Origin of the sequence: Pseudomonas fildesensis, assembly GCF_001050345.1 — a bacterium.
Lineage (GTDB): Bacteria > Pseudomonadota > Gammaproteobacteria > Pseudomonadales > Pseudomonadaceae > Aquipseudomonas > Aquipseudomonas fildesensis.
Window position 1 is genome coordinate 65,551 of the sequence record NZ_LFMW01000004.1, and the last position, 25,035, is coordinate 90,585.

Below are 25,035 nucleotides of genomic sequence, written 5' to 3' on the forward strand. Positions count from 1 at the left end.
ATCAGCGCTTGGCGATGATGTACACGGCGTGGATGATGCCCGGGAAGTAACCGCACAAGGTCAGCAAAATATTCAGCCAGAACGCGCCGGCGAAACCCACTTGCAGGAACACACCCAGTGGCGGCAGCAGAATGGCGATGATGATGCGAATGATATCCATGGGTTCAGCTCCAAAAAATCGGCTCGTGTGAGCCGTGTAGCTAATCGACCTTGGGCGTTCGTGAGGGTTCAGTGAGATCCGGCATCTCGCCATCTCTCAGGCCAGAATCTCCAGGCCATGCTTTTGCACAATGCTCAGTAGCTTGAGGGCCATGCCGCTGGGTTGCTTTTCACCCGATTCCCATTGCTTGATCGTGGAGGCGCTGGTGTTCAGGTAGCGGGCAAACACAGGTTGGCTGACATGATTGATTTCCCGTAGCTGCTTGATCTGTTCAGCTGGGATTTGCGGCGGGACCGTTGCAAGGCATGCCTCGTCGAACTCACGAAGAGTGGTTTTGCTGATTGCGCCAATTGCATAGAGCGCTTGCGCGGATGGGTGAATGGATTCAAGCGCTTCACTTTCATACTTTTTGGTCATGACGAATTTCCTGGATATCCACGGCTTAAAAACATACCACTCGGTGGTATAGAAAAAATGGTCCGTGCAAAAAACCTCCGTCCTTTTTCAATCCAAAAATTACACAGACAAAAAAACGCCCCCAGCCGAAATAATCAGGCCGGAGGCGCCGCGTATGCCGCGAGACGGTTCAGGAATAGGGGTTAAACGGCGATGCCCTTGCGGCATTGCAGTTGTGCGGTGCGCACGCGGGAGAACGCGCGGGCGAGGCGCAGAAGCATTTCGTCGATGTTGCTTTTGCTCACTGTCAGGGCCGGGGTGAAACGCAGGCAGTCGGGTTGGGGAGCGTTGAGGATCAGGCCTTCGTGCAGCGCCGCTTTTACGACGGCATCCGCAGAATCATCCGACAGCGTTAGCCCCCACATCAGACCCTGGCCGCGTAACTGTCCGTGTTCGTAGCGATAAGCCAGGCGGGCGATACCTTCTGCCAGGTAGCAGCCAGACTCGCGCACATGCTCGAAGAAGCCCTGCGCCAACACTGAGTCGAGTACCGCCACACCGACCGACGCCATCAACGCATTGCCATGATGGGTGCCTTCCAGCTCACCGACTTCAAAGCAACAGGCTTTCCCGCGCGCCAGCAGCGCCGCCAACGGCACGCCGCCGCCCAGGCCTTTGCCGAGGGTGATGATGTCAGCGCGTACGCCGTACTGCTCTTCGGCGAGCAAGGTGCCGCAACGGCCGAGGCCGGTTTGTACTTCGTCAAGGATCAGCAGGATCCCGAGTTCGCGGCACAGGCGCTCGACGCCTTTGAGGTAGTGCTCGGTCGCAGGGATCACGCCGGCTTCGCTCTGGATCGGCTCCAGCATGATGGCAACGGTCTGTGCATCGACCGCTGCGTGCAAGGCCGGCAGGTCGTTGAAGGGCACATGGCTGAAGCCCGGCAATTGCGGCTCAAAGCGGTTTTCACGGGCGCCAGCAGAGGCCGACAGCGCCGCAAAGCTGCGGCCATGGCAACCGCTGCTGGCGCTGATGATGCGATAGGCGCCACCGCGATGCAGTTGGCCCCACTTGCGCGCCAGCTTGATCGCCGCTTCGCAGGCTTCCGCGCCACTGTTGAGCAGGTAGGCCTGGTCGCTGCCGGTTCGGTGGCACAGGCGGTCGACGAGGTTGAGTTGGGCGCGGTTGTGCAGGCCGTTACCGGGATTGATCAGCACCTGGGCCTGGTCGCCCAGAGCGTTGATCAATACCTGCGGGCTGTGGCCGAGGCTGTTGGCGGCGCTGCCCTGGCTGAAGTCCAGGTAGGCACGGTCATCGCTGTCCCAGAGCCAGGAGCCTTGGCCACGCACGAACACCTGGGGCGGTCGGGCTACGGTGGGCATCAGGCATTCGCTGGAGCGATCATCACGCGGCGCGTCCAGAATCAAGTCATCCAGACTCGTTGCCGGGCGACGCAAATTGAACAGGTTCACAGGTCAGCCCCAATGGCAACCGGACCTTGGTCGACACACTGACCATTACCTGGCTTGAGGTTTTTTGTCTTGCCTATGTAAACGCCATCAACAAAATCGTTATTCATCGCCCGATCTGGCCCTGTAAGCCTTGTGGATAGGCGCTAGACTAGGCGTCTCGAGGCCCAACAGCCATTTCGATTTTCCAGCATTTTCGATAAGAAAAACTTATGGATTTTAAGCAGCTGCGTTATTTCGTCGCGGTGTATGAAGAAGGCCACGTGGGCCGTGCTGCCGAGCGCCTGTCGATCTCCCAACCGGCCCTGTCACAGCAGATTCGCCAACTGGAGCAGAACCTCGATGTGAGCCTGTTCGAACGCAGCAGCAAGCGCCTGCTGCCCACCCTGGCTGCGCACACGCTGTACAACCACGCCCTGCCGCTGATCGATGGCATGCAGCAAGCCGTCGAAGCCTTGCGTAACTTCAAGGGCCAGGCCATGCGTACCCTGGCCATCGGCGTGCTGCAAACTGTGCACACCAGCCTGGTGCCGCAAATGCTGGAGCGGGTGCGCAAGGCCCAGCCGCACCTGGTGGTGCAGATCTACGAATTGACCGGGCTTGAGATTGAACGGCGACTGCTCAACGGCTCGCTGGACATCGGCATCAGCTACCTGCCGCCACGTCAGCCGGGCTTACACGGCGTGCTGCTGTATGAAGATGAGTTAAAGGTGGTCATCCCCGAGGACCATCCCCTGCGCGAATTCAAGAAAGTCTCGCTGAAACAGGCAGCCGAGTTGCCGATGTTGCTGCTGGGGGAAGAGTTTCAGGTGCGGCAGATCTGGCAGGGCCAATTGGCCAACCTCGGGCGGCGGCCGCAGGTGCAAGCGGAGCTGAATACGATGGTGGGGATTCTCGACAGCCTGCCGCACACAAAGCTCGCAACCGTGCTGCCGGGACGCTCACAGGATGAACACAACAGCCAGTTGCTGCTCTGGAAACCCTTGAGTGAGCCCAGGGTGCCGCTGAAAGTGGGATTGGTGTGCCGCGATGTTCAGCGCCAGCAGGCGACGGTGGCGCTGCTGCGCACGCTGCTGGAAGACGTGATGAATGCGCCGCAGACACAGCCTTGAACTTCGCTGCCCTGACTTTTTCGCGGGCAAAAGAAAACCCCGCCGAAGCGGGGTTTTGCAGACTGTTTCCCTGACATCCATTTCACTCCGCCGTCCTGGCAGAATCCTACGTGTCCGTGTTGTTTCTTTGCGCTTCCTGCGCTACGTCCATGTGAAGTAGATTATCCGTGGATCCAATTTGGCGATAGAGGACGAATAGCAGCACGTCATGTAAGAGAATGCTTACACGCCCTTCAACCCCCTAGAACAGTGATTCATCCAGCAAGAACAACGATTCGCTACCGGCTTTTACCGAGGCGCTCAACGAGTGAATACGCGGCAGCAGACGGGCAAAGTAGAAGCGCGCGGTGCCCAGCTTGCTCGCGTAGAAATCTTCCTCGGCCTCTTTGCCCAAGGCCGCCTTTGCCATCATCGCCCACATATACGCATAGGCCATGTATCCGAACGCATGCAGATACTCCACCGAAGCTGCGCCGATTTCATTCGGGTTGGTCTTGGCGCGATCCAGCACCCAGGCCGTCAATTCATCAAGGTTATCCACCGCCGCGCCCAGCGGCTTGGTGAACTCGCCCAAGTCGGCGCCCGCCGTGGCGATGAACTGGCGGATCTCGTCGGCGAACAACGTGTAGAACGCGCCGCCGCTGCCGACGATCTTGCGCCCCATCAAGTCCAGCGCCTGAATGCCGTTGGTGCCTTCGTAGATCTGGGTGATGCGCACGTCGCGCACCAACTGCTCCTGGCCCCACTCACGAATGTAGCCGTGGCCGCCAAATACTTGCTGGCCCAACACGGTAGTTTCCAGGCCCAGGTCGCTGAGAAATGCCTTGGCGACTGGCGTCAGCAGCGCCACCAGGCTGTCTGCACGCTCGCGGGCAGCGGCGTCTTCGCTGAACTTGGCGGTATCGAGCTGCATCGCCACGTAGGTGGAGAATGCACGGCCGCCTTCGTTCGAGGCTTTCATGGTCAGCAGCATGCGCCGCACGTCCGGGTGGACAATGATCGGGTCAGCCACTTTGTCTTTCGCCTGAGCCCCCATTGGAGAGCGGCTTTGCAGGCGGTCGCGCGCATATTCAATCGCGTTCTGGTACGAACGCTCGCCGGACGCCAGGCCCTGAATACCCACCCCCAGGCGCTCGTAGTTCATCATCGTGAACATCGCGGCCAGGCCACGGTTGGGCTCACCCACTAGGTAACCTACGGCTTCGTCGAAGTTCATCACGCACGTCGCGGACGCCTGGATCCCCATCTTGTGTTCGATGGAGCCGCAGGTCACCGGGTTACGCGCGCCCACGCTGCCGTCGGCATTCACCATGAACTTCGGCACCAGGAACAACGAAATGCCCTTGGGACCGGCCGGGGCGTCCGGCAGCTTGGCCAGCACCAGGTGAATGATGTTTTCGGTGAGGTCGTGTTCGCCACCGGTGATAAAGATTTTGGTACCGCTGATGGTGTAGGAACCGTCCGCCTGTGGCTCGGCCTTGGTACGGATAATCCCCAGGTCGGTACCGGCATGCGCTTCGGTCAGGCACATGGAACCGGCCCATTCACCGGAGTACATCTTCGGCAGGTACGTGGCCTTGAGTTCTTCGCTGGCGTGGGTGTTGATCGACACGCAGGCGCCGGAGGTGAGCATCGGGTACAGGCCGAACGCCAGGCTCGACGAGTTGATCATCTCTTCGACCTGGGCCGACACCGCCTTGGGCATGCCCATGCCGCCAAACAGCGGATCACCACCGACACCGACCCAGCCGCCTTGCGCGTAGGTTTTGTAGGCCTGTGGATAACCATCCGGTGTGGTGACTGCAGTGTCCGCCCAGCGGCAGCCTTGTTCATCGCCGCCGCGGCTGAGCGGGGCGATGGATTTGGCGGTGACTTTGCCGGCTTCTTCGAGGATCGCCTCAACGGTTTCGGCGTCTACGGTGTCTGCCAATGCCGGCAATTGGGCCCAGAGTTTGGCGACCTCAAAAACTTCGTTGAGGACGAAGCGCATATCACGCAGCGGCGCTTTGTAATCAGCCATGGCAAACCTCGTAAGAACGTGAAAAGTGATTCGGCAGGATCGGTTTACAGGCTCCGAGTGTACCCGAACAACTTTTAAGACACATAGGGTCCACTTGTGACTGATTGGTATTTTTAGGTCATTCCAGCGTAAACGCCTCCGCCGACAGACTCATCAGGCAGTCACTGCCCGCTTCCACGGCGGCGCGATGGGTCGCCGTACGTGGCAGCAAACGCTTGAAGTAGAAGTCGCAAGTGGCCAGCTTGGCCTTGGCAAACTCGGCGTCATCGTGCGTCAACGCCGCAATCGCCATGCGCAGCCACAGGTAGGCGAGGATGATGTAACCGCTGTACATCAGGTAGTCCACCGCCGCGGCGCCCACTTCGTCAGGGTTCTTCATCGCGGCCATGCCGACCTTGGTCGTCAGCTCACCCCACTCCTGGTTCAGCTGATTGAGCTGCGCCACATGGGCCTTGAGCTGAGGATGCTCGGCATTCGCCGCGCAAAATTTATGCACGATCTTGGTAAAACCGCGCAGCAACTTGCCTTGGCTACCCAGCACCTTGCGCCCCAGCAAATCGAGCGCCTGGATGCCATTAGTGCCTTCATAGATCGGTGCAATTCGGGCATCTCGTGCCAGTTGCTCCATGCCCCATTCGCGAATATAGCCATGGCCGCCGAATACCTGCATGCCGTGGTTCGTCACCTCCAGCCCGGTGTCGGTCATAAAGGCTTTGCAGATCGGCGTGAGGAACGCCAACAGGTCTTCAGCCTCCTGACGCTGGCCGGCGTCGCTGCTCAGGTGCGCGGTATCCAACAGTTGCGCGGTGAAGTAGGTCAACGCCCGGTTGCCTTCGTTGAACGCCTTCATGGTCAGCAACATGCGACGCACATCGGGGTGGACGATGATCGGGTCCGCAGCTTTCTCCGGGGCCTTGGCACCGGTCAGCGAGCGCATTTGCAGGCGGTCGTTGGCGTATTTGATCGCGCCCTGGAAGCTTGCTTCGCCATTGCACAAGCCCTGCATCCCGGTGCCCAGGCGTGCGTGGTTCATCATGGTGAACATGCAGTTGAGGCCCTTGTTCGCCTCGCCGATCAAAAAACCCTTGGCGCCGTCGAAGTTCAGCACGCAGGTGGCCGAGCCCTTGATGCCCATCTTGTGTTCAATGGAGCCGCAGTGCACCGCGTTGCGTTCGCCGGAATCCGCGTGGAACTTGGGCACGATGAACAAGGAGATGCCTTTGGTGCCCGCCGGCGCATCCGGCAGTTTGGCCAGCACCAGGTGGATGATGTTGGCACTCATGTCGTGCTCACCCGCCGAGATGAAGATCTTGCTGCCGGTCACCGCGTAACTGCCATCCGTTTGCGGCACTGCGCGGGTCTTGATCAGCCCCAGGTCAGTGCCGCAGTGGGCTTCGGTCAGGCACATGGTGCCGGTCCATTCGCCGGCCGTGAGCTTGTTCAGGTAGGTGATTTTCTGTTCATCGGTGCCGTGGGCGTGGATCGCCGACATCGCGCCGTGGGTCAGGCCCGGGTACATGCCCCAGGACGTGTTGCTGGAGCCGATCATCTCGCTCAGCACCAGCCCAAGGGATTGAGGCAAGCCTTGGCCACCGTAGGCCGGGTCCGCCGCTACGCCGTGCCAGCCGCCTTCCACGTACTGGGCGAAGGCTTCCTTGAAGCCTTTGGGCGTAGTGACTACGCCATTGTCGAAATGGCAGCCTTCCTCGTCACCGCTTTGATTCAGCGGCGAGAGCACGTTCTCGCAAAATTTCGCACCTTCTTCGAGGATCGCACTGACCATGTCCGGGCTGGCATCCGTCGCGCCCAGGGCGGCGTAGTGGCCGTGGAAATCAAACACGTGGTCGATCAGAAAGCGCATGTCGCGCAGGGGAGCTTTGTATTCAGGCATGGCGATGTCTCCGGCAGCAGATAGTTTCAACCTACTGCCGGCCAGCGCCTCAAACAATCACTGTAGAACCGCTGAATACACCGCCATCACTCAACCGGCAGCACTCTCCATACGCACGGCGCCGCGGCGGTTTTGCCCGGCGGCGATCACACAGTTACGCCCCGCGCCCTTGGCGGCGTACAGCGCCTGGTCGGCGGATTTGAGCACTTCTTCGGGGGTGCGCTGCTCGGCCTGGCGTTCGGCCACGCCGATGCTGACGGTCACCGAAACACTTGACGCACCGCTGCCTGCCCGGCGTTGACGGCCTTGATGATCATCGTGGGGCCGGTCCGAGTTGCGCAATTTGATGTCGTAATTGGCGATGATCTCGCGAATTTCTTCCAGGTGCGGCATGCACTCATCCAGGGTCTGGCCGGCGAATACCACGGCGAATTCTTCACCGCCATACCGGTAGGCACGTCCGCCGCCGTTGACCTTGGACAGCTTGCTCGCCACCAGGCGCAGCACCTGGTCACCCACGTCGTGGCCATGGGTGTCGTTAAAACGCTTGAAGTGGTCAACATCAGTCATCGCCAGCACATAGTTGCGCCCCAGACGCTGCATGCGTTCGTTGAGGGCGCGACGTCCCGGCAGGCCGGTCAGCTCGTCGCGAAAGGCCATTTGATAGGCTTCATGCGCCACGCCGGCAGCGATCATCAGCATTACTTGGCTGCACATGATGTTCAGGGTAAACGGCAGGATAAAGGTCTGCGGCAACATCCAGAACAACCCCACCAACCCCACCATCTGCGCTGCATGCAGTGGACGCGGCTGGTACCAGTACTGCGCCGCCAGGGTAACAAAGCCAATCAGGAACATCGGGTAAGACAACTGGATCAGGCTCATCCAGCTGCCATGCAGTGCCGGCCAGCGAATCTCTGCCAACCAGTTCAACAGCGCCTGGGGATAACTTTGCTCCAGCGCCAGCGCCACACTGCCTAAGGCCAGCAACACCGCACAGCGTGCGACGAAGTCGCGGAACAGGTGGGTCTTTTCCTGCCACAGCGCGTAGATGCTGAACAGCAGCGGCAACAGCAGGCAACACAGGTGAAATATCACTGCAGCGTCTTCACGCACGCGGCCGTTGTCGCGGTAGAAGTCGGTCTGGGTGTCCAGAAGGAAGTAGGCGATGTACACCGTGATCATCAGGAACAGTTCACGCTGGCGCCGATAAACCGCGCAGTACGAACCACCAAGCAGCAGCACCAGGGTCGGCAGCACGTTGAACAATGAGGTGAAGAACACGTTGAGGTCTTTAACGTACGCAGCCGAGAGCCCGGCCAGCAACAGCAGCAACGAAGGGAAAAAATGACTGAAACGTACAGCGGAAACGCGTAACAAGGGTAAAACTCCGACCCACAAGAAAGATGGCACAGTGCCTTCATTCGAGCAGTTAAGCACAACCTGCCCGGCATGTATCACATTGCCATCACTGTAACGGCAGCCGCCGGCAATCCCTGAGTGCCGCACTGGGGTTTTTTATCGCGCATAAAAAAAGCCGCCGCTCCTTAAGGAGCGGCGGCTTTTGAAGCGAACCCGGTAAGGCTTAGTAAGCCAGGCCGAAGTCTTCTTCTTTCATGTCCATCAGGTTGCTGGCGCCCGACAGCATGGTTGCCACGTGGGTGCGGGTACGCGGCAGGATACGCTGGAAGTAGAAGCGCGCAGTTTGCAGCTTGGCGGTGTAGAACGCCTCTTCGGTGGTGCCGGCAGCCAGTTTTTCGGCGGCCAGGCGTGCCATGTCGGCCCAGAAGTAAGCCAGGCAAGCGTAGCCGGAATACATCAGGTAATCCACCGAAGCGGCACCGACTTCTTCACGGTCTTTCATCGCGGCCATGCCAACCTTCATGGTCAACTCGCCCCACTCTTTGTTCAGCGCGGCCAGCGGTGCAACGAACTCTTTAACGGCATCGTTGCCTTCGTTGGCCTGGCAGAACTTGTGGACGATCCGGGTGAAGCCCTTGAGCGCTTCGCCTTGGGTCATCAGCACTTTACGGCCGAGCAGGTCCAGTGCCTGGATGCCGGTGGTGCCTTCGTACAGCATCGAAATGCGGCTGTCGCGAACGTTCTGCTCCATGCCCCACTCGGCGATGAAGCCGTGGCCACCGTAGATTTGCACGCCGTGGTTGGCGGATTCAAAACCGACTTCGGTCATGAACGCCTTGGCGATCGGGGTCATGAATGCCAGCAGGCCATCGGCTTGCTTCTTGGCGTCGTCGTCGGTGCCGTACTTGACGATGTCCACTTGCTTGGCGGTGAAGTACACCATCGCACGGTTGCCTTCGGCGAAGGCTTTCATGGTCAGCAGCATGCGGCGCACGTCAGGGTGCACGATGATCGGGTCAGCGGCTTTTTCCGGCGCTTTCGGGCCAGTCAGGGAGCGCATTTGCAGGCGGTCGCGGGCATATTTCAGGCCGCCCTGGAAGCCGATTTCTGCGTGGGCCAGACCTTGCAGGGCGGTGCCCAGGCGAGCAGTGTTCATAAAGGTGAACATGCAGTTCAGGCCTTTGTTCGCCGGGCCGATCAGGAAACCGGTGGCCGCGTCGAAGTTCATCACGCAGGTGGCGTTACCATGGATGCCCATCTTATGTTCCAGGGAACCACAGGTCACTGCGTTGCGCTCGCCGATCGAGCCGTCAGCGTTCGGCATGAACTTGGGCACGATAAACAGCGAGATGCCTTTGGTGCCGGCCGGTGCGTCCGGCAGGCGGGCCAGTACGATGTGGACGATGTTGTCGGCCATGTCGTGTTCGCCGGCCGAGATGAAGATCTTGGTGCCGGAGACTTTGTAGGAACCGTCAGCCTGAGGTTCGGCCTTGGTGCGCAGCATGCCCAGGTCGGTGCCGCAGTGCGGCTCGGTCAGGCACATGGTGCCGGTCCACTCGCCCGACACCAGTTTGGTCAGGTAAGCCTCTTGCTGCTCGGGGGTGCCGTGCTCGGAGATGGTGTTCATCGCACCATGGGACAGGCCCGGGTACATGCCCCACGACCAGTTGGCTTCGCCGACCATTTCGCTGACCGCCAGGCCCAGGGATTCCGGCAGGCCTTGGCCACCGTGCTCCACGTCGTGGGCCAGGCTTGGCCAGCCGCCTTCGACGAATTGTTTGTAGGCTTCTTTGAAACCAGTAGGGGTCTTAACGCCTGACTCGCTCCAGGTGCACCCTTCGATGTCACCCACGCGGTTCAACGGAGCCAGCACTTGCTCACAAAACTTGGCGCCTTCTTCGAGAATGGCGTCAACCATGTCCGGGGTAGCGTCCTGGCAAGCCGGCAGGCTCTGATAGTGCGCTTCATAACCGAGCAGTTCGTCACGAACGAAGCGAATATCACGCAAGGGGGCCTTGTAGTCAGGCATAGCGATAAACCTCTGCTGATGAATCTGGGATGAACAACCGCATGGGATTTGTTGTAGCGGTCAAACAGGTGTTTGAAACATACGTTTACGACCTGGGGATGTCAAGCGTCGTCCCGATGCCGTTTGTCATGACACCGATCAATAGCGCATACGACAAGGCCTGCGGCGGGATGCCACAGTTGGGGAGGTGAAGAGAATCCGAGGAATGGCGAGGGGAAGTGCCTTTATGTGGCGAGGAGGTTTGTTGTGGTGAGGGAGCTTGTTGTGGCGAACGGGCTTGTTGTGGCGAGCGGGCTTGCCCCGCGTTGGGCTGCGTAGCAGCCCCAAAGCCTGAAAACACACCTTTCAGATATAAATGCAGTGGCCTCGATGGGGGCTGCTACGCAGCCCAACGCGGGGCAAGCCCGCTCGCCACAACAAGCGGGCGCTCATAACGGGGATCAGGCGAAGGTGTCGATCAACGTACCGAGCATTTCATCCGAAGCCTTGGCGACTTTCGCCCCCAACTCCACCTGAAACTGGCCCTGGGCCATTTCGACCATATTGCTGGCGGAGTTGGACGGCTGGGCGCGGTCGTTGGCTTGGAGACGGTCGCTCTGTGCGTCCGACGGCTGGGTAGTCGCGGCGCTGGCAATTCTGCCGGCGGCTTGGTCGACACGGCTCTGCCCGGCCTGAATAGTGCTCAAACCTGAATAAAACGCGCTGCTGCCAGAGATTTCCATGGCGTGGGCCTGCTTAGAGAATCGTGAAGTTGAATTGAAGCAGACATCCAGGCAAAAGGCCCGTCAAAAACACTAATGGCATAATGCCTTGCCGATAGCCAAAATCAGTCAAGTAGGTCCAGTTGCAAGTGCTCGGCGACCGCTTCGGCGCCGGCGCGCTTGAGTTTTGGCACACGGCCCAGGCACGGCGCGGGCAAGCGCTCGGCCAGGGTGGCGAGGTTTTCTTCCAGACGAGAGGTCTTGGGGTCGATGATATTGGCCACCCAACCGGCCAGTGGCAAACCGTCCCGCGCAATGGCTTCGGCTGTCAGCAGCGCATGGCTGATGCACCCCAGGCGCACGCCCACTACCAAAATCACCGGCAGCTTGAGGGCCATGGCCAGGTCCGACAGGTTGTCCTGATCGGCCAAGGGCACGCGCCAGCCGCCTGCGCCTTCGATCAAGGTGAAATCCGCCTGCCGCGCGAGGATCTGCTGCATGGGTTTCAACAGCAATTGTACTGTTAGCGCAACGCCCGCCTCACGTGCCGCCAGATGGGGCGCAATGGCCGGCTCGAATGCCACCGGGTTGACCTCGGCGTAACTTAACGGCAATGAACACTCGGCGAGCAGCGCCAGGGCATCAGCATTACGCAATCCCTTGGGCGTTACCTGGCAACCGGAGGCCACCGGTTTGCCGGCGGCGGTGCTTCTGCCAGCCTGGCGCGCGGCATGCAGCAGGCCGGCGGCGATGGTGGTCTTGCCGACATCGGTGTCGGTACCGGTGATGAAATAAGCGGCGCTCATAGCGGTTTCTCCAGTACGGCATACACCACTTGGTAAGTCGCCGGCAGGCCCTGGGCCTGACGGAACTGCTCGTAAGCGTCCACCAGTGCAACAATCCGCGCGCGGCCCGTCAACCCTCCAGGGCGACCGGGGTTGAGATTGTGCGCGCCGAGCGCTTTCAACTCATGGGTCAGGCTGCGCACATCCGGGTAGTGCAGCACATGGGGCTGACGCGCCAGGCTCACCACACGCAAACCACTGGCTGCGCACTGCTGCTGATAAGCCTCCAAGGTGCGGAAACGGTTGACGTGCACCAGGCCATCCGCCGCGCGCCAGCTTTCGCGCAACTCATTCAGGGTCCCCACGCACAAGCTCGCGAAGGCGAATACGCCACCCGGTTGCAGCACGCGATTGGCTTCGCTGAGCACCGCGTCAAAGTTCGCACACCATTGCACCGCCAGGCTGGAGAAGATCAGCCCGCAACTGCCATCCTGCAACGGCAGGCGCTCGGCATCACCGGCGATGAAATGCCCGGCGCCGCCCAGTGGCCGCGCGTGGTTGAGCATGCCTTCGGCAATGTCCAGCGCCAGGCCCTGGCTGGCGGGTAACAAACCGGCCAGCACACGGCTGAAATACCCCGTGCCGCAGCCCATATCCAGCCAGCGTTGCGGCGCGATTGCAGCCGGTAAACGCGCCAACAGTTGATGCCCCACGGCGCGCTGCAACTCGGCCACGCTGTCGTAACTGGCCGCAGCGCGGGAAAAGGACGCCGCTACCTGGCGCTTGTTCGGCAAGGCGCCCGGCAAGGGGGGATGGGATAAATCAGTCATCGACGCACTCGTGCAAAAAAGCCTGAATGGCCCCCGCTACGCCATGGGGGTCCTCCAGAAGAAAAGCGTGACCGGCCTGTTCAATCAGGCCGATTTCTACATCGGGGAGCAACGCCAGCAAATCACCGGCGGCTTCGGCGGGCACCAGCCCATCCAGGCCGGCAAACAGATGCAACTGCGGGCCGCGAAACGCCTGCAAAGCGGCACGGGTATCCAGTTGGGCAAGCAGTTCAAGGCCCGGCATCAATAGGCTGGACGGTGTATTCGGCGCGCCGCTGACCAGCAGCCGCGAAAGCCCTCTCGCGTCTTCGGCGCCCTTGGCACACAAAAGGCCGAAGCGCTTGAGCGTGACTTGGGAGTCGGCGTGGCAGCCGGCCAGGAACGCATCGAACGTCTCGGTGGGCATCGCGTTCGGCCAGCCGTCATGGGCGACGAAACACGGGTTGCTCGCCAGGGTGAGCAAGCCGCAGCAACGCTCGCCGCGCCGCGCCGCCAGCTCTGAAGCGAGCATGCCGCCCAGGGACCAGCCGCCGAGCCAGGCGTTATCCGGCAGCGTGGCGTCGAGTTCGTCGAGCCATTCATCCAGGTCGCTGGAATCCAGCGCCGGCAAGGGCTCGATCTGTACGCGCAGGTGCTCGTTCAGGCCTTGCAAGGCGGCGGCCAACGGCTCCAGCGGCGACACGCCGAGGCCCCAGCCGGGCAGCAATATCAGTCGATCACGCATGGTCGGGCTCCGTGGCGCCAAGCAAGCGGAAACACTCTTCCAATGCGTTTAACAATAGCTGCACCTGCGCCGCGCTGTGGGCCGCCGTCAACGTCACGCGCAAACGCGCGCTACCGGCCGGCACCGTCGGTGGGCGGATTGCCGTGACCATCAGGCCGCGCTCGCGCAGCATCTGCGACAACCGCACGGCCCTGGCGCTGTCGCCAATCAGGATCGGCTGGATCGGCGTAAAGCTGTCCATCAAGTCCAGCCCAAGCTGCTCGGCGCCCTGGCGGAACTGGCGAATCAAGCCATTCAGGTGCTCGCGTCGCCAATGTTCGGTGCGCAGCAGCTCCAGGCTTTTGAGGGTGGCGCAGGCCAGCGCCGGCGGTTGGCTGGTGGTGTAGATATACGGCCGGGCAAACTGGATCAGGCTTTCGATCAACTCTTCACTGCCCGCTACAAACGCCCCGGCCGTGCCGAAGGCTTTACCCAGGGTGCCGACCAACACCGGCACATCGTCCTGGCTCAAGCCAAAATGCTCGACGATCCCGCCGCCATTCGCACCCAGCGGGCCAAAGCCGTGGGCGTCGTCCACCATTAACCAGGCGCCTTTGGCCCGGGTTTCACGGGCCAGCGCGGGCAGGTCGGCCAGATCGCCGTCCATGCTGAACACGCCATCGGTGACCACCAGCGTATTGCCAGTGGCCTTCTCCAGGCGCTTGGCCAGGCTGGCGGCGTCGTTGTGCAGGTAACGGTTGAATCGTGCACCGGATAGCAAGCCGGCATCCAGCAGGGAAGCGTGGTTGAGACGGTCTTCCAGCACCGTATCGCCCTGCCCCACCAGCGCCGTGACCGCGCCGAGGTTGGCCATGTAGCCGGTGGTAAACAGCAAGGCACGCGGGCGACCGGTGAGGTCGGCCAACGCTTCTTCCAACTCATGGTGCGGTGTAGCGTGGCCGACCACCAGGTGCGAAGCGCCACCGCCCACGCCCCAACGGGACGCACCGGCGCGCCAGGCCTCGATCACGTGCGGGTGATTGGCCAGGCCCAGGTAATCGTTATTGCAGAACGCCAACAACGGCTGGCCATCCACCACCACTTGCGGGCCTTGAGGGCTCTCCAGCAAGGGGCGTTGACGGTAAAGGTGTTCGGCACGGCGGGCAGCGAGACGCGCGGCGAGATCGAAAGACATGCAGGCCTCGGGGCGGTGTGTAAAAAATTCTACTGTAGGAGCCGGCTTGCCAGCGCCTACAGGGGATGACATTCAATCAAACAACGGCGTTGTAGAACTGCTCGCTGCTCTTCTGCTCCACCAACGCCTGCTCGATCGCCGCCTGGTGCACTTCGTCGGCGTGCTCTTCGCGCGCTTCCGGCAGGATCCCCAGGCGCGAGAACAGCTGCATGTCCTTGTCGGCCTGCGGGTTGGCGGTGGTCAGCAGTTTGTCGCCGTAGAAGATCGAGTTGGCACCGGCGAAGAACGCCAGGGCCTGCATTTGCTCGTTCATCGCCTCACGGCCGGCCGACAGGCGCACGTGGGATTGCGGCATCAGGATGCGCGCCACCGCGAGCATGCGGATGAAGTCGAACGGGTCGATGTCCTCGGCGTTTTCCAGCGGCGTGCCGGCAACCTTCACCAGCATGTTGATCGGCACCGACTCCGGATGCTCCGGCAGGTTGGCCAACTGGATCAGCAGGTTGGCGCGATCGTCGAGGGACTCGCCCATGCCGAGGATGCCGCCGGAGCAGATCTTCATCCCCGAATCACGCACGTAGGCCAGGGTTTGCAGGCGCTCGCCGTAGGTGCGGGTGGTGATGATCGAGCCGTAGAACTCCGGCGACGTGTCGAGGTTGTGGTTGTAGTAGTCGAGGCCGGCCTGGGCCAGGGCTTCGGTCTGGTCCTGGTCGAGGCGGCCGAGGGTCATGCAGGTTTCCAGGCCCATGGCCTTCACGCCTTTGACCATCTGCAATACGTAGGGCATGTCTTTGGCCGACGGGTGTTTCCACGCCGCGCCCATACAGAAACGCGTCGAGCCGATGGCCTTGGCGCGGGCAGCCTCTTCGAGGACCTTCTGCACTTCCATCAGCTTTTCTTTTTCCAGGCCGGTGTTGTAGTGGCCCGACTGCGGACAATATTTGCAATCTTCCGGGCAGGCACCGGTTTTGATCGACAACAATGTCGACACCTGCACGCGGTTGGCATCGAAATGCGCGCGGTGCACGGTCTGCGCCTGGAACAACAGGTCATTGAACGGCTGCACGAACAGTGCTTTTACTTCAGCTAAGGACCAATCGTGACGCAGGTTGGCAGTGGTGCTGGCGCTCATGGGCGATTCCTTGATTATGCTTGGGCAAGCGCTGCGGGAAGGGCAATACCCACAGGCGCGACACGGATGCTCGGCATATTTAAGGAAGATTCATGCACTGTCAACCTGGATACAAACACGAGGCTTACATCTGGTTAAAAAACAATCAGATCTGTTTAATCTGCGATGAGCCTACGCAAACCATCGATTGCGTGTGCAACGCCTGCGAAACCGAGCTGCCGTGGCTGATGGATCAGTGCGAGGTTTGCGCCCTACCCTTGCCGATGGACGGTCTGATTTGCGGCCAATGCCAGAAACACCCGCCGGCCTTTAAACAGGTGATAGCCCCCTGGACCTACAGCTTTCCCGTCGACACCCTGATCAGCCGTTTCAAGCACCAGGCGCGCTGGCCACTCGGGCATATGCTGGGCCGTTTGCTCGGGCATCACCTGCAGCACCGCTACGACAACGCCGAACTCACCCGCCCCGACTGCCTGCTGCCGGTACCCATGGCCCGCAAGCGCCTGCGCGAGCGCGGCTACAACCAGGCCCTGATGCTCGCGCGGTGGCTCAGCGCCGACCTGAAGATCGCCTATGATGAACACCTGTTGTTACGCCCCCATGAAACCGTGGCCCAGCAGGCCCTCGACGCCAAGACCCGCAAACGCAACCTGCTCAAAGCCTTCGCCCTTGCACCCGACGCTCAGGTGCAAGGGCGCCACCTGGCCCTGGTCGACGATGTACTCACCACCGGCGCCACCGCCCACAGCCTGGCGCAGCTATTGATGGACGCCGGCGCACGGCAGGTCGACGTGTACTGCCTGGCCCGCACGCCCAAGCCGGGCGCATGACTTGACGCCCGTGCGCCAGGGCGGCAACGTCCGCTCACCTTATCGAAGTGTATTCCCATGTCTCTGCCGACTTCCCTCAGCCAACACATCATCCGTCGCCCCCAGCGCATCGCCTTGCTCGGGCATATCGCGGAACAGGGCTCCATCACCCGCGCTGCCAAAAGCGCCGGCTTGAGTTACAAGGCCGCCTGGGACGCCATCGATGAGCTGAACAACCTCGCGCAAAAACCACTGGTGGAGCGCAGCGTCGGCGGCAAGGGCGGCGGCGGGGCCAAATTGACGGCCGAAGGTGAGCGCGTGTTGCGCCTCTATCAGCGCCTGCAAGTATTGCAGGCCGAGGTACTGGGCTCGGACGAAGCTGCCAGCGACTTCAACCTGCTGGGTCGCTTGATGCTGCGTACCAGTGCGCGTAACCAATTACATGGCCAAGTCATCGCCATCGAAAGCCATGGCCGCAATGACCTGATCCGCTTGCAGTTGGCCGGTGGCTTGACCCTGGAGGCGCAAATCACCCACGACAGCACGCAACGGCTGGAACTGGAGAGGGGCGTGGAAGTGGTCGCGCTGATCAAGGCCGGCTGGCTGGAATTACTCGCCGCCGAGCATTCTGCAACACTTGGACACAATTGCATGAGCGGCGTCATCGAGACGATTTTCGACGCCGAAGACGGCCCCAGCGAGGTGCGCATCGGCCTGCCCAACGGCCAGGTGTTATGTGCCTTGGCGCAGCCCGACGCGCTCAAGGCACTCCGCGCCATCGAGGGTCAGCCGATCCAGGTGCAATTCGCCCCCGGCAACGTGTTGCTCGGCACGCCGGTCTAAGCGGCGCCAGCCTTCAAATTGCAACAATTTCGTCACAGCCACTCCTTAAGGTGTTCGCAAAAAGCATGAAAGGAGCCTGTGATGAGCCTATTAGAAGAAAACCAAGCCACCGACCTGGAACAGATGGTCGGCCTCACCCGCCGCCGCTTTATCGGCGCCGGCGCCCTGTGCGGTGCGGCGATGTTCCTGGGCGGCAACCTGCTGACCCGCAGCGCCCTGGCCGTTAACGCAGCCAACGCCAGCCCGCTGCTGGGTTTCGCCAGCATTGCCGCCGCCACCAGTGACACCATCACCCTGCCGCCCGGCTACAGCGCCTCGGTGCTGATCAGTTGGGGTCAACCGCTGCACAAGAACGCCCCGGCCTTCGACCCGTCCGGCAACGGCACGGCCAAGGCCCAGGAGCAACAGTTCGGCGACAACAACGACGGCATGAGCCTGTTTGCCTTCCCCGGCGACGACAACCGCGCACTGATGGCGATCAACAACGAGTACACCAACTACCGCTACCTCTACGCCCACGGCGGCGCGCCGCAATCGGCCGAAGACGTGCACAAGGCCCAGGCCTGCGAAGGCGTGTCGGTGATCGAAGTGCGGCGCCAGGGCGACACCTGGCAGTTCGTCCAGGACTCGCGCTACAACCGGCGCATCCACGGCAACTCGCCGATCCACCTGAGCGGCCCCGCTGCCGGCCATGCCTGGCTGAAAACCAGTGCCGACACCTCCGGCAAGAACGCCCTCGGCACCTTCCAGAACTGCGCCAACGGTAAGACCCCGTGGGGTACTTACCTGACCTGCGAAGAGAACTTTACTGACTGCTTCGGCAGCAGCAACCCACAGCAAACCTTCGACGCTGGGCAGAAACGCTACGGCGTGGTGGCCGCCAGCAAGGACATCAACTGGCATCAGCACGACCCGCGTTTCGACATGGCCAAGAACCCCAACGAACTCAATCGCCACGGCTGGATCGTGGAAATCGACCCGTTCGACCCGCAATCCACACCCGCCAAGCGCACCGCCCTGGGCCGCTTCAAGCACGAGAACGCGGCGCTGGCTGAAACCCGCGACGGCCACGCCGTGGTGTACATGGGCGACGACGAGCGCGGCGAGTTCATCTACAAGTTCGTCAGCCGCGACAAGATCAATCACAAGAACCCCAAGGCCAACAAAGACCTGCTCGACCACGGCACCTTGTACGTGGCGATCTTCGACGCAGGCGACGGCGATGCCGATCATCCGAAGGGCAAAGGCCACTGGGTCGAACTCACCCATGGCAAAAACGGCATCGACGCCAGCACCGGTTTCGCCAACCAGGCTGAAGTGCTGATCCACACGCGCCTGGCCGCCAGCGTGGTGAAAGCCACGCGTATGGACCGCCCGGAATGGATCGTGGTCAGCCCCACCGACGGCCAGGTCTACTGCACCCTGACCAACAACGCCAAGCGCGGCGAAGACGGCCAGCCAGTGGGCGGCCCGAACCCGCGCGAGAAGAACGTCTACGGCCAGATCCTGCGCTGGAAGGCCAACGCCGATGACCATGGCGCTGCCGACTTCAGCTGGGACTTGTTTGTGGTCGCGGGCAACCCGGCGGCACATGCCGGTACGCCAAAGGGCGGCTCGTCCAACATCAACCCGCAGAACATGTTCAACAGCCCCGATGGCCTCGGTTTCGACAAGGCCGGGCGCCTGTGGATCCTTACCGATGGCGACTACAGCAACGCGGGCGACTTTGCCGGCATGGGCAATAACCAGATGCTCTGTGCCGACCCTGCAACCGGGGAAATTCGCCGATTCATGGTAGGACCGGTGGCCTGTGAGGTGACGGGCATCAGCTTCTCGCCAGATCAGAAAACGCTGTTTGTGGGGATTCAGCATCCGGGCGAAACCGGTGGGTCGACGTTCCCGGAACATCTGCCGAATGGCAAGCCGCGCTCGTCGGTGATGGCGATTCGACGGGATGATGGCGGCATCGTCGGTTCATAAGAGCCAACACCACCTCTGTGGCGAGGGAGCTTACTCCCGTTGGGCTGCGCAGCAGCCCTGAAACCACCCAAATTGGGTATCTGAAGTACTCCGCCAACCGCCGTGGGGCCGCTTCGCGCCCCCACGGGAGCAAGCTGCCTCGCCACAACAGCCGCCACCTATCCGGCCCGGTGTGCGTTACCATACCCGGCCGGACGCGGCGCCCTGCTGCGCGCAGGAGTTCGCATGGCCCATCCGTTTGAAACACTCACTCCCGACCTGGTACTCGATGCTGTCGAAAGCATCGGTTTCCTCAGCGATGCTCGCGTTCTGGCGCTTAACAGCTACGAAAACCGCGTGTATCAGGTGGGCATCGAGGACTCCGAACCGCTGATCGCCAAGTTCTACCGACCGCAACGCTGGACCAACGAAGCGATCCTCGAAGAACACCGCTTCACCTTCGAACTGGCCGAGTGCGAAGTGCCGGTGGTCGCACCGATGATTCATAACGGCGAAAGCCTGTTCGAACACGCCGGTTTCCGCTTCACACTGTTCCCCCGCCGTGGCGGCCGCGCACCAGAGCCCGGCAACCTTGATCAGCTTTATCGTCTCGGGCAATTGCTTGGCCGTTTGCACGCGGTGGGGTCCACCCGCCCGTTCGAACACCGCGAAGCCCTCGGCGTGAAGAACTTCGGTCACGACTCCCTCAACACGCTGCTCGAAGGCAACTTCATCCCCAAAAGCCTGCTGCCCGCCTACGAGTCGGTGGCTCGCGACCTGCTCAAGCGCGTGGAAGAGGTGTACAAGGCCACGCCGCACAAGAACATCCGCATGCACGGCGATTGCCACCCCGGCAACATGATGTGCCGCGACGAGATGTTCCACATCGTCGACCTCGACGACTGCCGCATGGGCCCGGCGGTGCAGGACCTGTGGATGATGCTCGCCGGTGACCGCCAGGAATGCCTGGGCCAGCTGTCGGAATTGATGGACGGCTACCAGGAATTCCACGATTTCGACCCGCGCGAACTGGCGCTGATAGAACCGCTGCGCGCGTTGCGCCTGATGCACTACAGCGCGTGGCTGGCACGGCGCTGGGATGACCCGGCGTTCCCCCACAGCTTCCCGTGGTTTGGCAGCGAGCGGTATTGGGGCGATCAGGTGCTGGCGTTGCGCGAGCAACTCTCAGCCCTCAACGAAGAACCCCTGAAACTGTTTTGACCCTTATCACTGATCGTTCCCACGCGCAGCAAAGGAATGCATCCTGTGACGCTCTGCGTCACGATTCCAAGAGCGGACGCAGAGCGTCCAGGGCGACATTCCCACGCAGAGCGTGGGAACGATCTGTGAACCGCTTTACAATCGCGCTTTGTTAGCTGCCTAAGCAAGGATTCTGCAATGCACGCCGCCAACCCCCGCAAGGGGTACATCCTGGGCCTGAGCGCCTATGTCATCTGGGGTCTGTTCCCGCTCTACTTCAAAGCCATCGCCAGCGTACCTGCCGCTGAAATCATTGTTCACCGGGTGCTGTGGTCCGCACTGTTTGGCGGTTTGCTGCTGATGGTGTGGAAACACCCCGGCTGGTTTCGCGAGTTACGCGACAACCCAAAACGCCTGGCGATTCTGGCACTCAGTGGTTCGTTGATTGCGGGTAACTGGCTGACCTATGTGTGGTCGGTGAACAGCGGGCGCATGCTCGAAGCAAGCCTGGGCTATTACATCAACCCGCTGGTGAATGTACTGCTGGGCATGCTCCTCCTGGGCGAACGCTTGCGGCGCCTGCAATGGATGGCGGTGGGTTTGGCCGCAGTGGGTGTGGCGCAACAGGTGTGGCAGGTCGGCAGCTTGCCGTGGGTGTCGCTGGTGCTGGCGCTGACCTTTGGTTTTTACGGTTTGATCCGCAAGCAGGCACCGGTCAAGGCGCTACCAGGGCTGGTGGTGGAAACCTGGATGCTGGTGCCGATTGCCGTCGCGTGGTTGCTGTTCAACCCGTCGGCGCACAGTGCGCAGCTGGAATTCTGGAGCACGTCCGAAGCCTGGTGGCTGGTGGCCGCAGGCCCGGTGACGCTGATCCCGCTGGTGTGTTTCAACGCTGCCGCACGGCATTTGCCCTACACCGCCCTGGGCTTTTTGCAGTACGTGGCGCCGACCTTGGTGCTGCTCGAAGCGGTGCTGCTGTTTGGGGAACACCTGGCGACAAGCACGCTGATCGCCTTCGCCTTTATCTGGGCCGGGCTGGTGGTCTATAGCCTCGACGCCTGGCTGACCGTGCGCAAACGCTGATCAAATAACATACAAACCTTTGCAAGCCACAGGCCGCGTGGCTTGCAGACATTTACTCCAAGGTTATCCACACCCTGATCCCCGCCATTTGTGCACAAGCCCCTGAAACTGCTCGTTTTTTGCTCATATACCGAAGAAGCCCGGCCGGCATGGCCTGGCGCCGGGTCTCTACAGGTTATCCACAGGCCCATGCAAGATTTCCATGCATAACCTTGTGGATCATTACTCCTCGTTGCGCAGTTCCACCATCAAGTCATCCGCCAATGTTTCCAGGGACGCCTGCAACGTCTCAAGGGACAAGGTTGGCGGCACCTGCAACAAGGCCTCGGCATTGAACAGCGGGTCACCGCTCATGGGCGCCGGGCGCACATCGGTAATCAGGCGTTCCACGTTGACGCCCTGCTTGCTCAACAGCGCCGTAATTTCACGCACGATGCCCGAGCGGTCATTGCCGACCAGCGTCATCAGGATCGGTTTGGACGCTGCTGCCTGCCCGGTACTGCCCTCACCCACCAGCACACGAATGCCGTGTGTGGATAAATCCTCCAGCGCGGCGACCAATGCCTGGCGACTTTGCGCGGGAACGCTTACGCGCAGAATCCCGGCAAACTGCCCGGCCATATGGGCCATGCGGCTTTCCAGCCAATTGCCCCCGTGGTCGGCAATGTTCTGCGCGATGCGTTCAACCAGGCCGGGTTTGTCGGCGGCGATAATTGTGAGTACAAGATGGTCCATGGCGAAATACCTCTGGTGCTTATACCTGTAGGAGCGAGCTTGCTGTGGCGAGCGAGCTTGCTTGCGCTGGGGCGTGAAGCGCCCCCAAAAAAGCCGGCGACCGCTGCGCGGTCGAACGAGACGGTGCGACGATTCGACAAGCTCCCTCGCCACAGCAAGCTCGCTCCTACAAAGTGGACGCATGAGTACCTGAAAACAAATCGTGTACCGTTTTTATATTTATCTGGAACAATCCAATAGTTTTTTGAGAACATCTGGTTCTCCGCTGTGACCGTACGACCAAAGTGGGTCGCTAAACGACGTATTTAGTCTAATTTTCACAACCGCAAGTCATCATGTAGTATGCGCAACCGTGCACTACATAATGAAAATCTGAAAAAGCGCATTAGCTCCGTAGAGTGAGGCAAGCAATGACTGAACACGTTCAAGTCGGTGGCCTGCAGGTCGCCAAAGTCCTGTTCGACTTCGTGAACAACGAAGCCATTCCCGGTACCGGCATCACTGCCGACCAGTTCTGGGCCGGTGCCGACAAGGTCATCCATGACCTCGCACCGAAGAACAAAGCCCTACTCGCCAAACGCGACGATTTCCAGGCGCGGATCGATACCTGGCATCAGACCCATGCCGGCCAGGCGCACGACCCGGTGGCCTACAAGGCCTTCCTGCAAGACATTGGATACCTGCTGCCAGAAGCCGCAGACTTCCAGGCCTCGACCCAAAACGTCGACGACGAAATCGCCCGCATGGCAGGTCCCCAGCTGGTAGTGCCGGTGATGAACGCGCGTTTCGCCCTCAACGCCTCCAATGCGCGCTGGGGTTCGCTGTATGACGCGCTGTATGGCACCGACGCCATCAGCGAAGCCGACGGCGCCGAGAAGGGCAAGGGCTACAACAAAGTGCGTGGCGACAAGGTCATCGCCTTCGCCCGCGCCTTCCTCGACGACGCCGCGCCGCTCACCGCCGGCAGCCATGTCGATTCCACCGGCTACAAAATCGTCGATGGCAAGCTGATCGTCAGCCTCAAAGGCGGCAGCAACAGCGGCCTGCGTGACGATGCCCAGTTGATCGGCTTCCAGGGCGACACCGCCCAGCCGATTGCGATCCTGCTGAAAAACCACGGCCTGCACTTCGAAATCCAGATCGACGCCAGCACCCCGGTCGGCCAGACCGACGCAGCCGGCGTCAAAGACGTGCTGATGGAAGCCGCGCTGACCACCATCATGGACTGCGAAGACTCCGTCGCCGCCGTCGATGCCGATGACAAAGTGGTGATCTACCGCAACTGGCTCGGCCTGATGAAGGGCGACCTGGCTGAAGAAGTGGCCAAGGGCGGCAAGACCTTCACCCGCACCATGAACGCCGACCGCGCCTACACCGGCGTGGATGGCAAGGACGTGACCCTGCACGGCCGTTCGCTGCTGTTCGTGCGCAACGTTGGCCACTTGATGACCATCGACGCGATCCTCGACAAAGATGGCAACGAAGTGCCGGAAGGCATTCTCGACGGTCTGCTCACCAGCCTGGCGGCGATCCATAGCCTCAACAGCAACAGCACTCGCAAGAACAGCCGCACCGGTTCGGTGTACATCGTGAAGCCGAAGATGCACGGCCCGGAAGAAGCCGCGTTCACCAACGAGCTGTTCGGCCGCATCGAAGACGTGCTGAACCTGCCGCGTAACACCCTGAAAGTTGGGATCATGGACGAGGAGCGCCGTACCACGGTCAACCTCAAGGCCTGCATCAAGGCCGCCAGCGAGCGCGTGGTGTTCATCAACACCGGCTTCCTCGACCGCACCGGCGACGAGATCCACACCTCCATGGAAGCCGGCGCGATGGTGCGCAAGGCCGCAATGAAGGCGGAAAAATGGATCGGCGCCTACGAGAACTGGAACGTCGATATCGGCTTGAGCACCGGCCTGCAAGGCCGTGCGCAGATCGGTAAAGGCATGTGGGCGATGCCCGACCTGATGGCGGCGATGCTCGAACAGAAAATCGCTCACCCTCTGGCCGGCGCCAACACCGCCTGGGTGCCATCGCCAACGGCGGCTGCGCTGCACGCGCTGCACTACCACAAGGTCGACGTGTTCGCCCGCCAGGCCGAACTGGCCAAGCGTGAGCGCGCGTCGGTGGACGACATCCTGACGATTCCTCTGGCCAGCAACACCGATTGGTCTGACGAAGAAATCCGTAACGAGCTGGACAACAACGCCCAGGGCATCCTCGGCTATGTGGTCCGCTGGATCGATCAGGGCGTCGGCTGCTCGAAAGTGCCGGACATCAACGACGTCGGCCTGATGGAAGACCGCGCCACGCTGCGTATCTCCAGCCAGCACATCGCCAACTGGTTGCGCCACGGCATCGTCAACGAAGCCCAGGTGCTGGAAAGCCTCAAGCGCATGGCACCGGTGGTGGACCGCCAGAATGCCGGGGACGCGCAATACCGTCCATTGGCGCCGGATTTCGACAGCAATATCGCGTTCCAGGCAGCGGTGGAGTTGGTGATTGAAGGGACCAAGCAGCCTAATGGCTATACCGAGCCGGTGTTGCACCGTCGGCGTCGTGAGTTCAAGGCTAAAAATGGTCTTTGAATAAACGTGGCAAATGAAAAAGCCCTGGTCAAA

At 61.2% G+C, this 25,035-nt stretch carries 22 protein-coding genes; 8 read left to right on the top strand and 14 right to left on the bottom strand.

The window, feature by feature from the left end; all coding sequences use genetic code 11:
* Position 1: 1 nt before the first annotated feature.
* From ACR52_RS29210 to ACR52_RS06715, 3 genes are all read right to left on the bottom strand, one after another.
* Positions 2-160, bottom strand: a complete 159-nt coding sequence (locus ACR52_RS29210; RefSeq protein ID WP_010207008.1) for a YqaE/Pmp3 family membrane protein — start codon at positions 158-160, stop codon at positions 2-4.
* A 96-nt stretch (positions 161-256) separates the two neighbouring features.
* On the bottom strand, positions 257-577 hold the full coding sequence (locus ACR52_RS06710; RefSeq protein ID WP_048722125.1) for a helix-turn-helix domain-containing protein: 321 nt from the start codon (positions 575-577) through the stop codon (positions 257-259).
* Positions 578-759: 182 nt separating this feature from the next.
* A complete protein-coding gene (locus ACR52_RS06715; protein ID WP_048722128.1) occupies positions 760-2,028 on the bottom strand; it encodes an aspartate aminotransferase family protein in 1,269 nt (422 codons plus the stop codon).
* A gap of 209 nt (positions 2,029-2,237) precedes the next feature.
* Here ACR52_RS06715 and ACR52_RS06720 point away from each other — a divergent pair, with 209 nt between their 5' ends.
* Entirely contained in the window at positions 2,238-3,137 is a 900-nt protein-coding gene (locus ACR52_RS06720; protein ID WP_048722130.1) for a LysR family transcriptional regulator, read from the top strand.
* Between the two features lie 241 nt (positions 3,138-3,378).
* Here ACR52_RS06720 and ACR52_RS06725 read toward each other — a convergent pair whose 3' ends face one another.
* The 4 genes from ACR52_RS06725 to ACR52_RS06740 form a co-directional block, all read right to left on the bottom strand.
* A complete protein-coding gene (locus ACR52_RS06725; RefSeq protein ID WP_048722132.1) occupies positions 3,379-5,157 on the bottom strand; it encodes an acyl-CoA dehydrogenase C-terminal domain-containing protein in 1,779 nt (592 codons plus the stop codon).
* 118 nt (positions 5,158-5,275) lie between these two features.
* Positions 5,276-7,048, bottom strand: a complete 1,773-nt coding sequence (locus ACR52_RS06730) for an acyl-CoA dehydrogenase C-terminal domain-containing protein (RefSeq protein WP_048722134.1) — start codon at positions 7,046-7,048, stop codon at positions 5,276-5,278.
* Between the two features lie 90 nt (positions 7,049-7,138).
* Positions 7,139-8,428 (bottom strand): GGDEF domain-containing protein, encoded by a 1,290-nt coding sequence (locus ACR52_RS06735; RefSeq protein WP_048722137.1) that lies wholly within the window; start codon positions 8,426-8,428, stop codon positions 7,139-7,141.
* Positions 8,429-8,633: 205 nt separating this feature from the next.
* Positions 8,634-10,439: a phenylacyl-CoA dehydrogenase gene (locus ACR52_RS06740; protein ID WP_048722139.1), complete on the bottom strand. Its 1,806-nt coding sequence runs from the start codon at positions 10,437-10,439 to the stop codon at positions 8,634-8,636.
* Between the two features lie 29 nt (positions 10,440-10,468).
* Here ACR52_RS06740 and ACR52_RS30765 point away from each other — a divergent pair, with 29 nt between their 5' ends.
* Positions 10,469-10,630, top strand: coding sequence for a hypothetical protein (locus tag ACR52_RS30765; RefSeq protein ID WP_161799288.1), 162 nt, complete (start codon positions 10,469-10,471; stop codon positions 10,628-10,630).
* Positions 10,631-10,879: 249 nt separating this feature from the next.
* On the opposite strand, the gene ACR52_RS06745 is transcribed toward ACR52_RS30765, so the two are convergent.
* From ACR52_RS06745 to bioB, 6 genes are all read right to left on the bottom strand, one after another.
* Positions 10,880-11,161 (bottom strand): hypothetical protein, encoded by a 282-nt coding sequence (locus tag ACR52_RS06745; protein WP_048722142.1) that lies wholly within the window; start codon positions 11,159-11,161, stop codon positions 10,880-10,882.
* Between the two features lie 104 nt (positions 11,162-11,265).
* Positions 11,266-11,946 carry a dethiobiotin synthase gene (gene bioD, locus ACR52_RS06750; protein WP_048722145.1) on the bottom strand — a complete coding sequence of 227 codons (681 nt, stop codon included), beginning with the start codon at positions 11,944-11,946 and terminating at the stop codon, positions 11,266-11,268.
* Positions 11,943-12,755, bottom strand: coding sequence for a malonyl-ACP O-methyltransferase BioC (gene bioC / locus ACR52_RS06755; RefSeq protein WP_048722148.1), 813 nt, complete (start codon positions 12,753-12,755; stop codon positions 11,943-11,945). The genes bioD and bioC overlap by 4 nt, the downstream gene beginning before the upstream one ends.
* The gene (locus tag ACR52_RS06760; RefSeq protein WP_048722150.1) at positions 12,748-13,479 is read right to left on the bottom strand and encodes an alpha/beta fold hydrolase; all 732 of its coding nucleotides are present in this window, start codon (positions 13,477-13,479) and stop codon (positions 12,748-12,750) included. The genes bioC and ACR52_RS06760 overlap by 8 nt, the downstream gene beginning before the upstream one ends.
* A complete protein-coding gene (gene bioF / locus ACR52_RS06765; protein WP_048722154.1) occupies positions 13,472-14,653 on the bottom strand; it encodes an 8-amino-7-oxononanoate synthase in 1,182 nt (393 codons plus the stop codon). The genes ACR52_RS06760 and bioF overlap by 8 nt, the downstream gene beginning before the upstream one ends.
* A 76-nt stretch (positions 14,654-14,729) precedes the next feature.
* Positions 14,730-15,785 (bottom strand): biotin synthase BioB, encoded by a 1,056-nt coding sequence (bioB, locus tag ACR52_RS06770; RefSeq protein ID WP_048722156.1) that lies wholly within the window; start codon positions 15,783-15,785, stop codon positions 14,730-14,732.
* 92 nt (positions 15,786-15,877) lie between these two features.
* Between bioB and ACR52_RS06775 the strand changes: the two genes are divergently transcribed.
* The 5 genes from ACR52_RS06775 (at position 15,878) to rarD (ending at position 21,679) form a co-directional block, all read left to right on the top strand.
* Positions 15,878-16,615: a ComF family protein gene (locus ACR52_RS06775; protein ID WP_048722159.1), complete on the top strand. Its 738-nt coding sequence runs from the start codon at positions 15,878-15,880 to the stop codon at positions 16,613-16,615.
* Positions 16,616-16,672: 57 nt separating this feature from the next.
* The gene (locus ACR52_RS06780) at positions 16,673-17,437 is read left to right on the top strand and encodes a TOBE domain-containing protein (RefSeq protein ID WP_048722162.1); all 765 of its coding nucleotides are present in this window, start codon (positions 16,673-16,675) and stop codon (positions 17,435-17,437) included.
* A gap of 81 nt (positions 17,438-17,518) precedes the next feature.
* Positions 17,519-19,417 (top strand): PhoX family protein, encoded by a 1,899-nt coding sequence (locus ACR52_RS06785; RefSeq protein ID WP_048722165.1) that lies wholly within the window; start codon positions 17,519-17,521, stop codon positions 19,415-19,417.
* A 225-nt stretch (positions 19,418-19,642) separates the two neighbouring features.
* A complete protein-coding gene (locus tag ACR52_RS06790) occupies positions 19,643-20,617 on the top strand; it encodes a serine/threonine protein kinase (RefSeq protein WP_017138020.1) in 975 nt (324 codons plus the stop codon).
* A gap of 177 nt (positions 20,618-20,794) precedes the next feature.
* Complete coding sequence (rarD, locus tag ACR52_RS06795) at positions 20,795-21,679, top strand: EamA family transporter RarD (protein ID WP_048722168.1); 885 nt, start codon at positions 20,795-20,797, stop codon at positions 21,677-21,679.
* A 222-nt stretch (positions 21,680-21,901) separates the two neighbouring features.
* On the opposite strand, the gene ACR52_RS06800 is transcribed toward rarD, so the two are convergent.
* Positions 21,902-22,414 carry a glycine cleavage system protein R gene (locus tag ACR52_RS06800; protein WP_048722170.1) on the bottom strand — a complete coding sequence of 171 codons (513 nt, stop codon included), beginning with the start codon at positions 22,412-22,414 and terminating at the stop codon, positions 21,902-21,904.
* 410 nt (positions 22,415-22,824) lie between these two features.
* Here ACR52_RS06800 and ACR52_RS06805 point away from each other — a divergent pair, with 410 nt between their 5' ends.
* A complete protein-coding gene (locus tag ACR52_RS06805; RefSeq protein ID WP_048722172.1) occupies positions 22,825-25,002 on the top strand; it encodes a malate synthase G in 2,178 nt (725 codons plus the stop codon).
* The last annotated feature ends 33 nt before the right edge of the window (positions 25,003-25,035 follow it).

Excerpts from the sequence above, each read along its gene's own strand:
- ACR52_RS29210 (WP_010207008.1), bottom strand. The coding sequence starts at position 160 with ATGGATATCATTCGCATCATCATCGCCATTCTGCTGCCGCCACTGGGT.
- ACR52_RS06710 (WP_048722125.1), bottom strand. The coding sequence starts at position 577 with ATGACCAAAAAGTATGAAAGTGAAGCGCTTGAATCCATTCACCCATCC.
- ACR52_RS06720 (WP_048722130.1), top strand. The coding sequence starts at position 2,238 with ATGGATTTTAAGCAGCTGCGTTATTTCGTCGCGGTGTATGAAGAAGGC.
- ACR52_RS06725 (WP_048722132.1), bottom strand. The coding sequence starts at position 5,157 with ATGGCTGATTACAAAGCGCCGCTGCGTGATATGCGCTTCGTCCTCAAC.
- ACR52_RS06730 (WP_048722134.1), bottom strand. The coding sequence starts at position 7,048 with ATGCCTGAATACAAAGCTCCCCTGCGCGACATGCGCTTTCTGATCGAC.
- ACR52_RS06740 (WP_048722139.1), bottom strand. The coding sequence starts at position 10,439 with ATGCCTGACTACAAGGCCCCCTTGCGTGATATTCGCTTCGTTCGTGAC.
- ACR52_RS30765 (WP_161799288.1), top strand. The coding sequence starts at position 10,469 with ATGAACAACCGCATGGGATTTGTTGTAGCGGTCAAACAGGTGTTTGAA.
- ACR52_RS06745 (WP_048722142.1), bottom strand. The coding sequence starts at position 11,161 with ATGGAAATCTCTGGCAGCAGCGCGTTTTATTCAGGTTTGAGCACTATT.
- bioD (WP_048722145.1), bottom strand. The coding sequence starts at position 11,946 with ATGAGCGCCGCTTATTTCATCACCGGTACCGACACCGATGTCGGCAAG.
- bioC (WP_048722148.1), bottom strand. The coding sequence starts at position 12,755 with ATGACTGATTTATCCCATCCCCCCTTGCCGGGCGCCTTGCCGAACAAG.
- ACR52_RS06760 (WP_048722150.1), bottom strand. The coding sequence starts at position 13,479 with ATGCGTGATCGACTGATATTGCTGCCCGGCTGGGGCCTCGGCGTGTCG.
- bioF (WP_048722154.1), bottom strand. The coding sequence starts at position 14,653 with ATGTCTTTCGATCTCGCCGCGCGTCTCGCTGCCCGCCGTGCCGAACAC.
- bioB (WP_048722156.1), bottom strand. The coding sequence starts at position 15,785 with ATGAGCGCCAGCACCACTGCCAACCTGCGTCACGATTGGTCCTTAGCT.
- ACR52_RS06775 (WP_048722159.1), top strand. The coding sequence starts at position 15,878 with ATGCACTGTCAACCTGGATACAAACACGAGGCTTACATCTGGTTAAAA.
- ACR52_RS06780 (WP_048722162.1), top strand. The coding sequence starts at position 16,673 with ATGTCTCTGCCGACTTCCCTCAGCCAACACATCATCCGTCGCCCCCAG.
- ACR52_RS06785 (WP_048722165.1), top strand. The coding sequence starts at position 17,519 with ATGAGCCTATTAGAAGAAAACCAAGCCACCGACCTGGAACAGATGGTC.
- ACR52_RS06790 (WP_017138020.1), top strand. The coding sequence starts at position 19,643 with ATGGCCCATCCGTTTGAAACACTCACTCCCGACCTGGTACTCGATGCT.
- rarD (WP_048722168.1), top strand. The coding sequence starts at position 20,795 with ATGCACGCCGCCAACCCCCGCAAGGGGTACATCCTGGGCCTGAGCGCC.
- ACR52_RS06800 (WP_048722170.1), bottom strand. The coding sequence starts at position 22,414 with ATGGACCATCTTGTACTCACAATTATCGCCGCCGACAAACCCGGCCTG.
- ACR52_RS06805 (WP_048722172.1), top strand. The coding sequence starts at position 22,825 with ATGACTGAACACGTTCAAGTCGGTGGCCTGCAGGTCGCCAAAGTCCTG.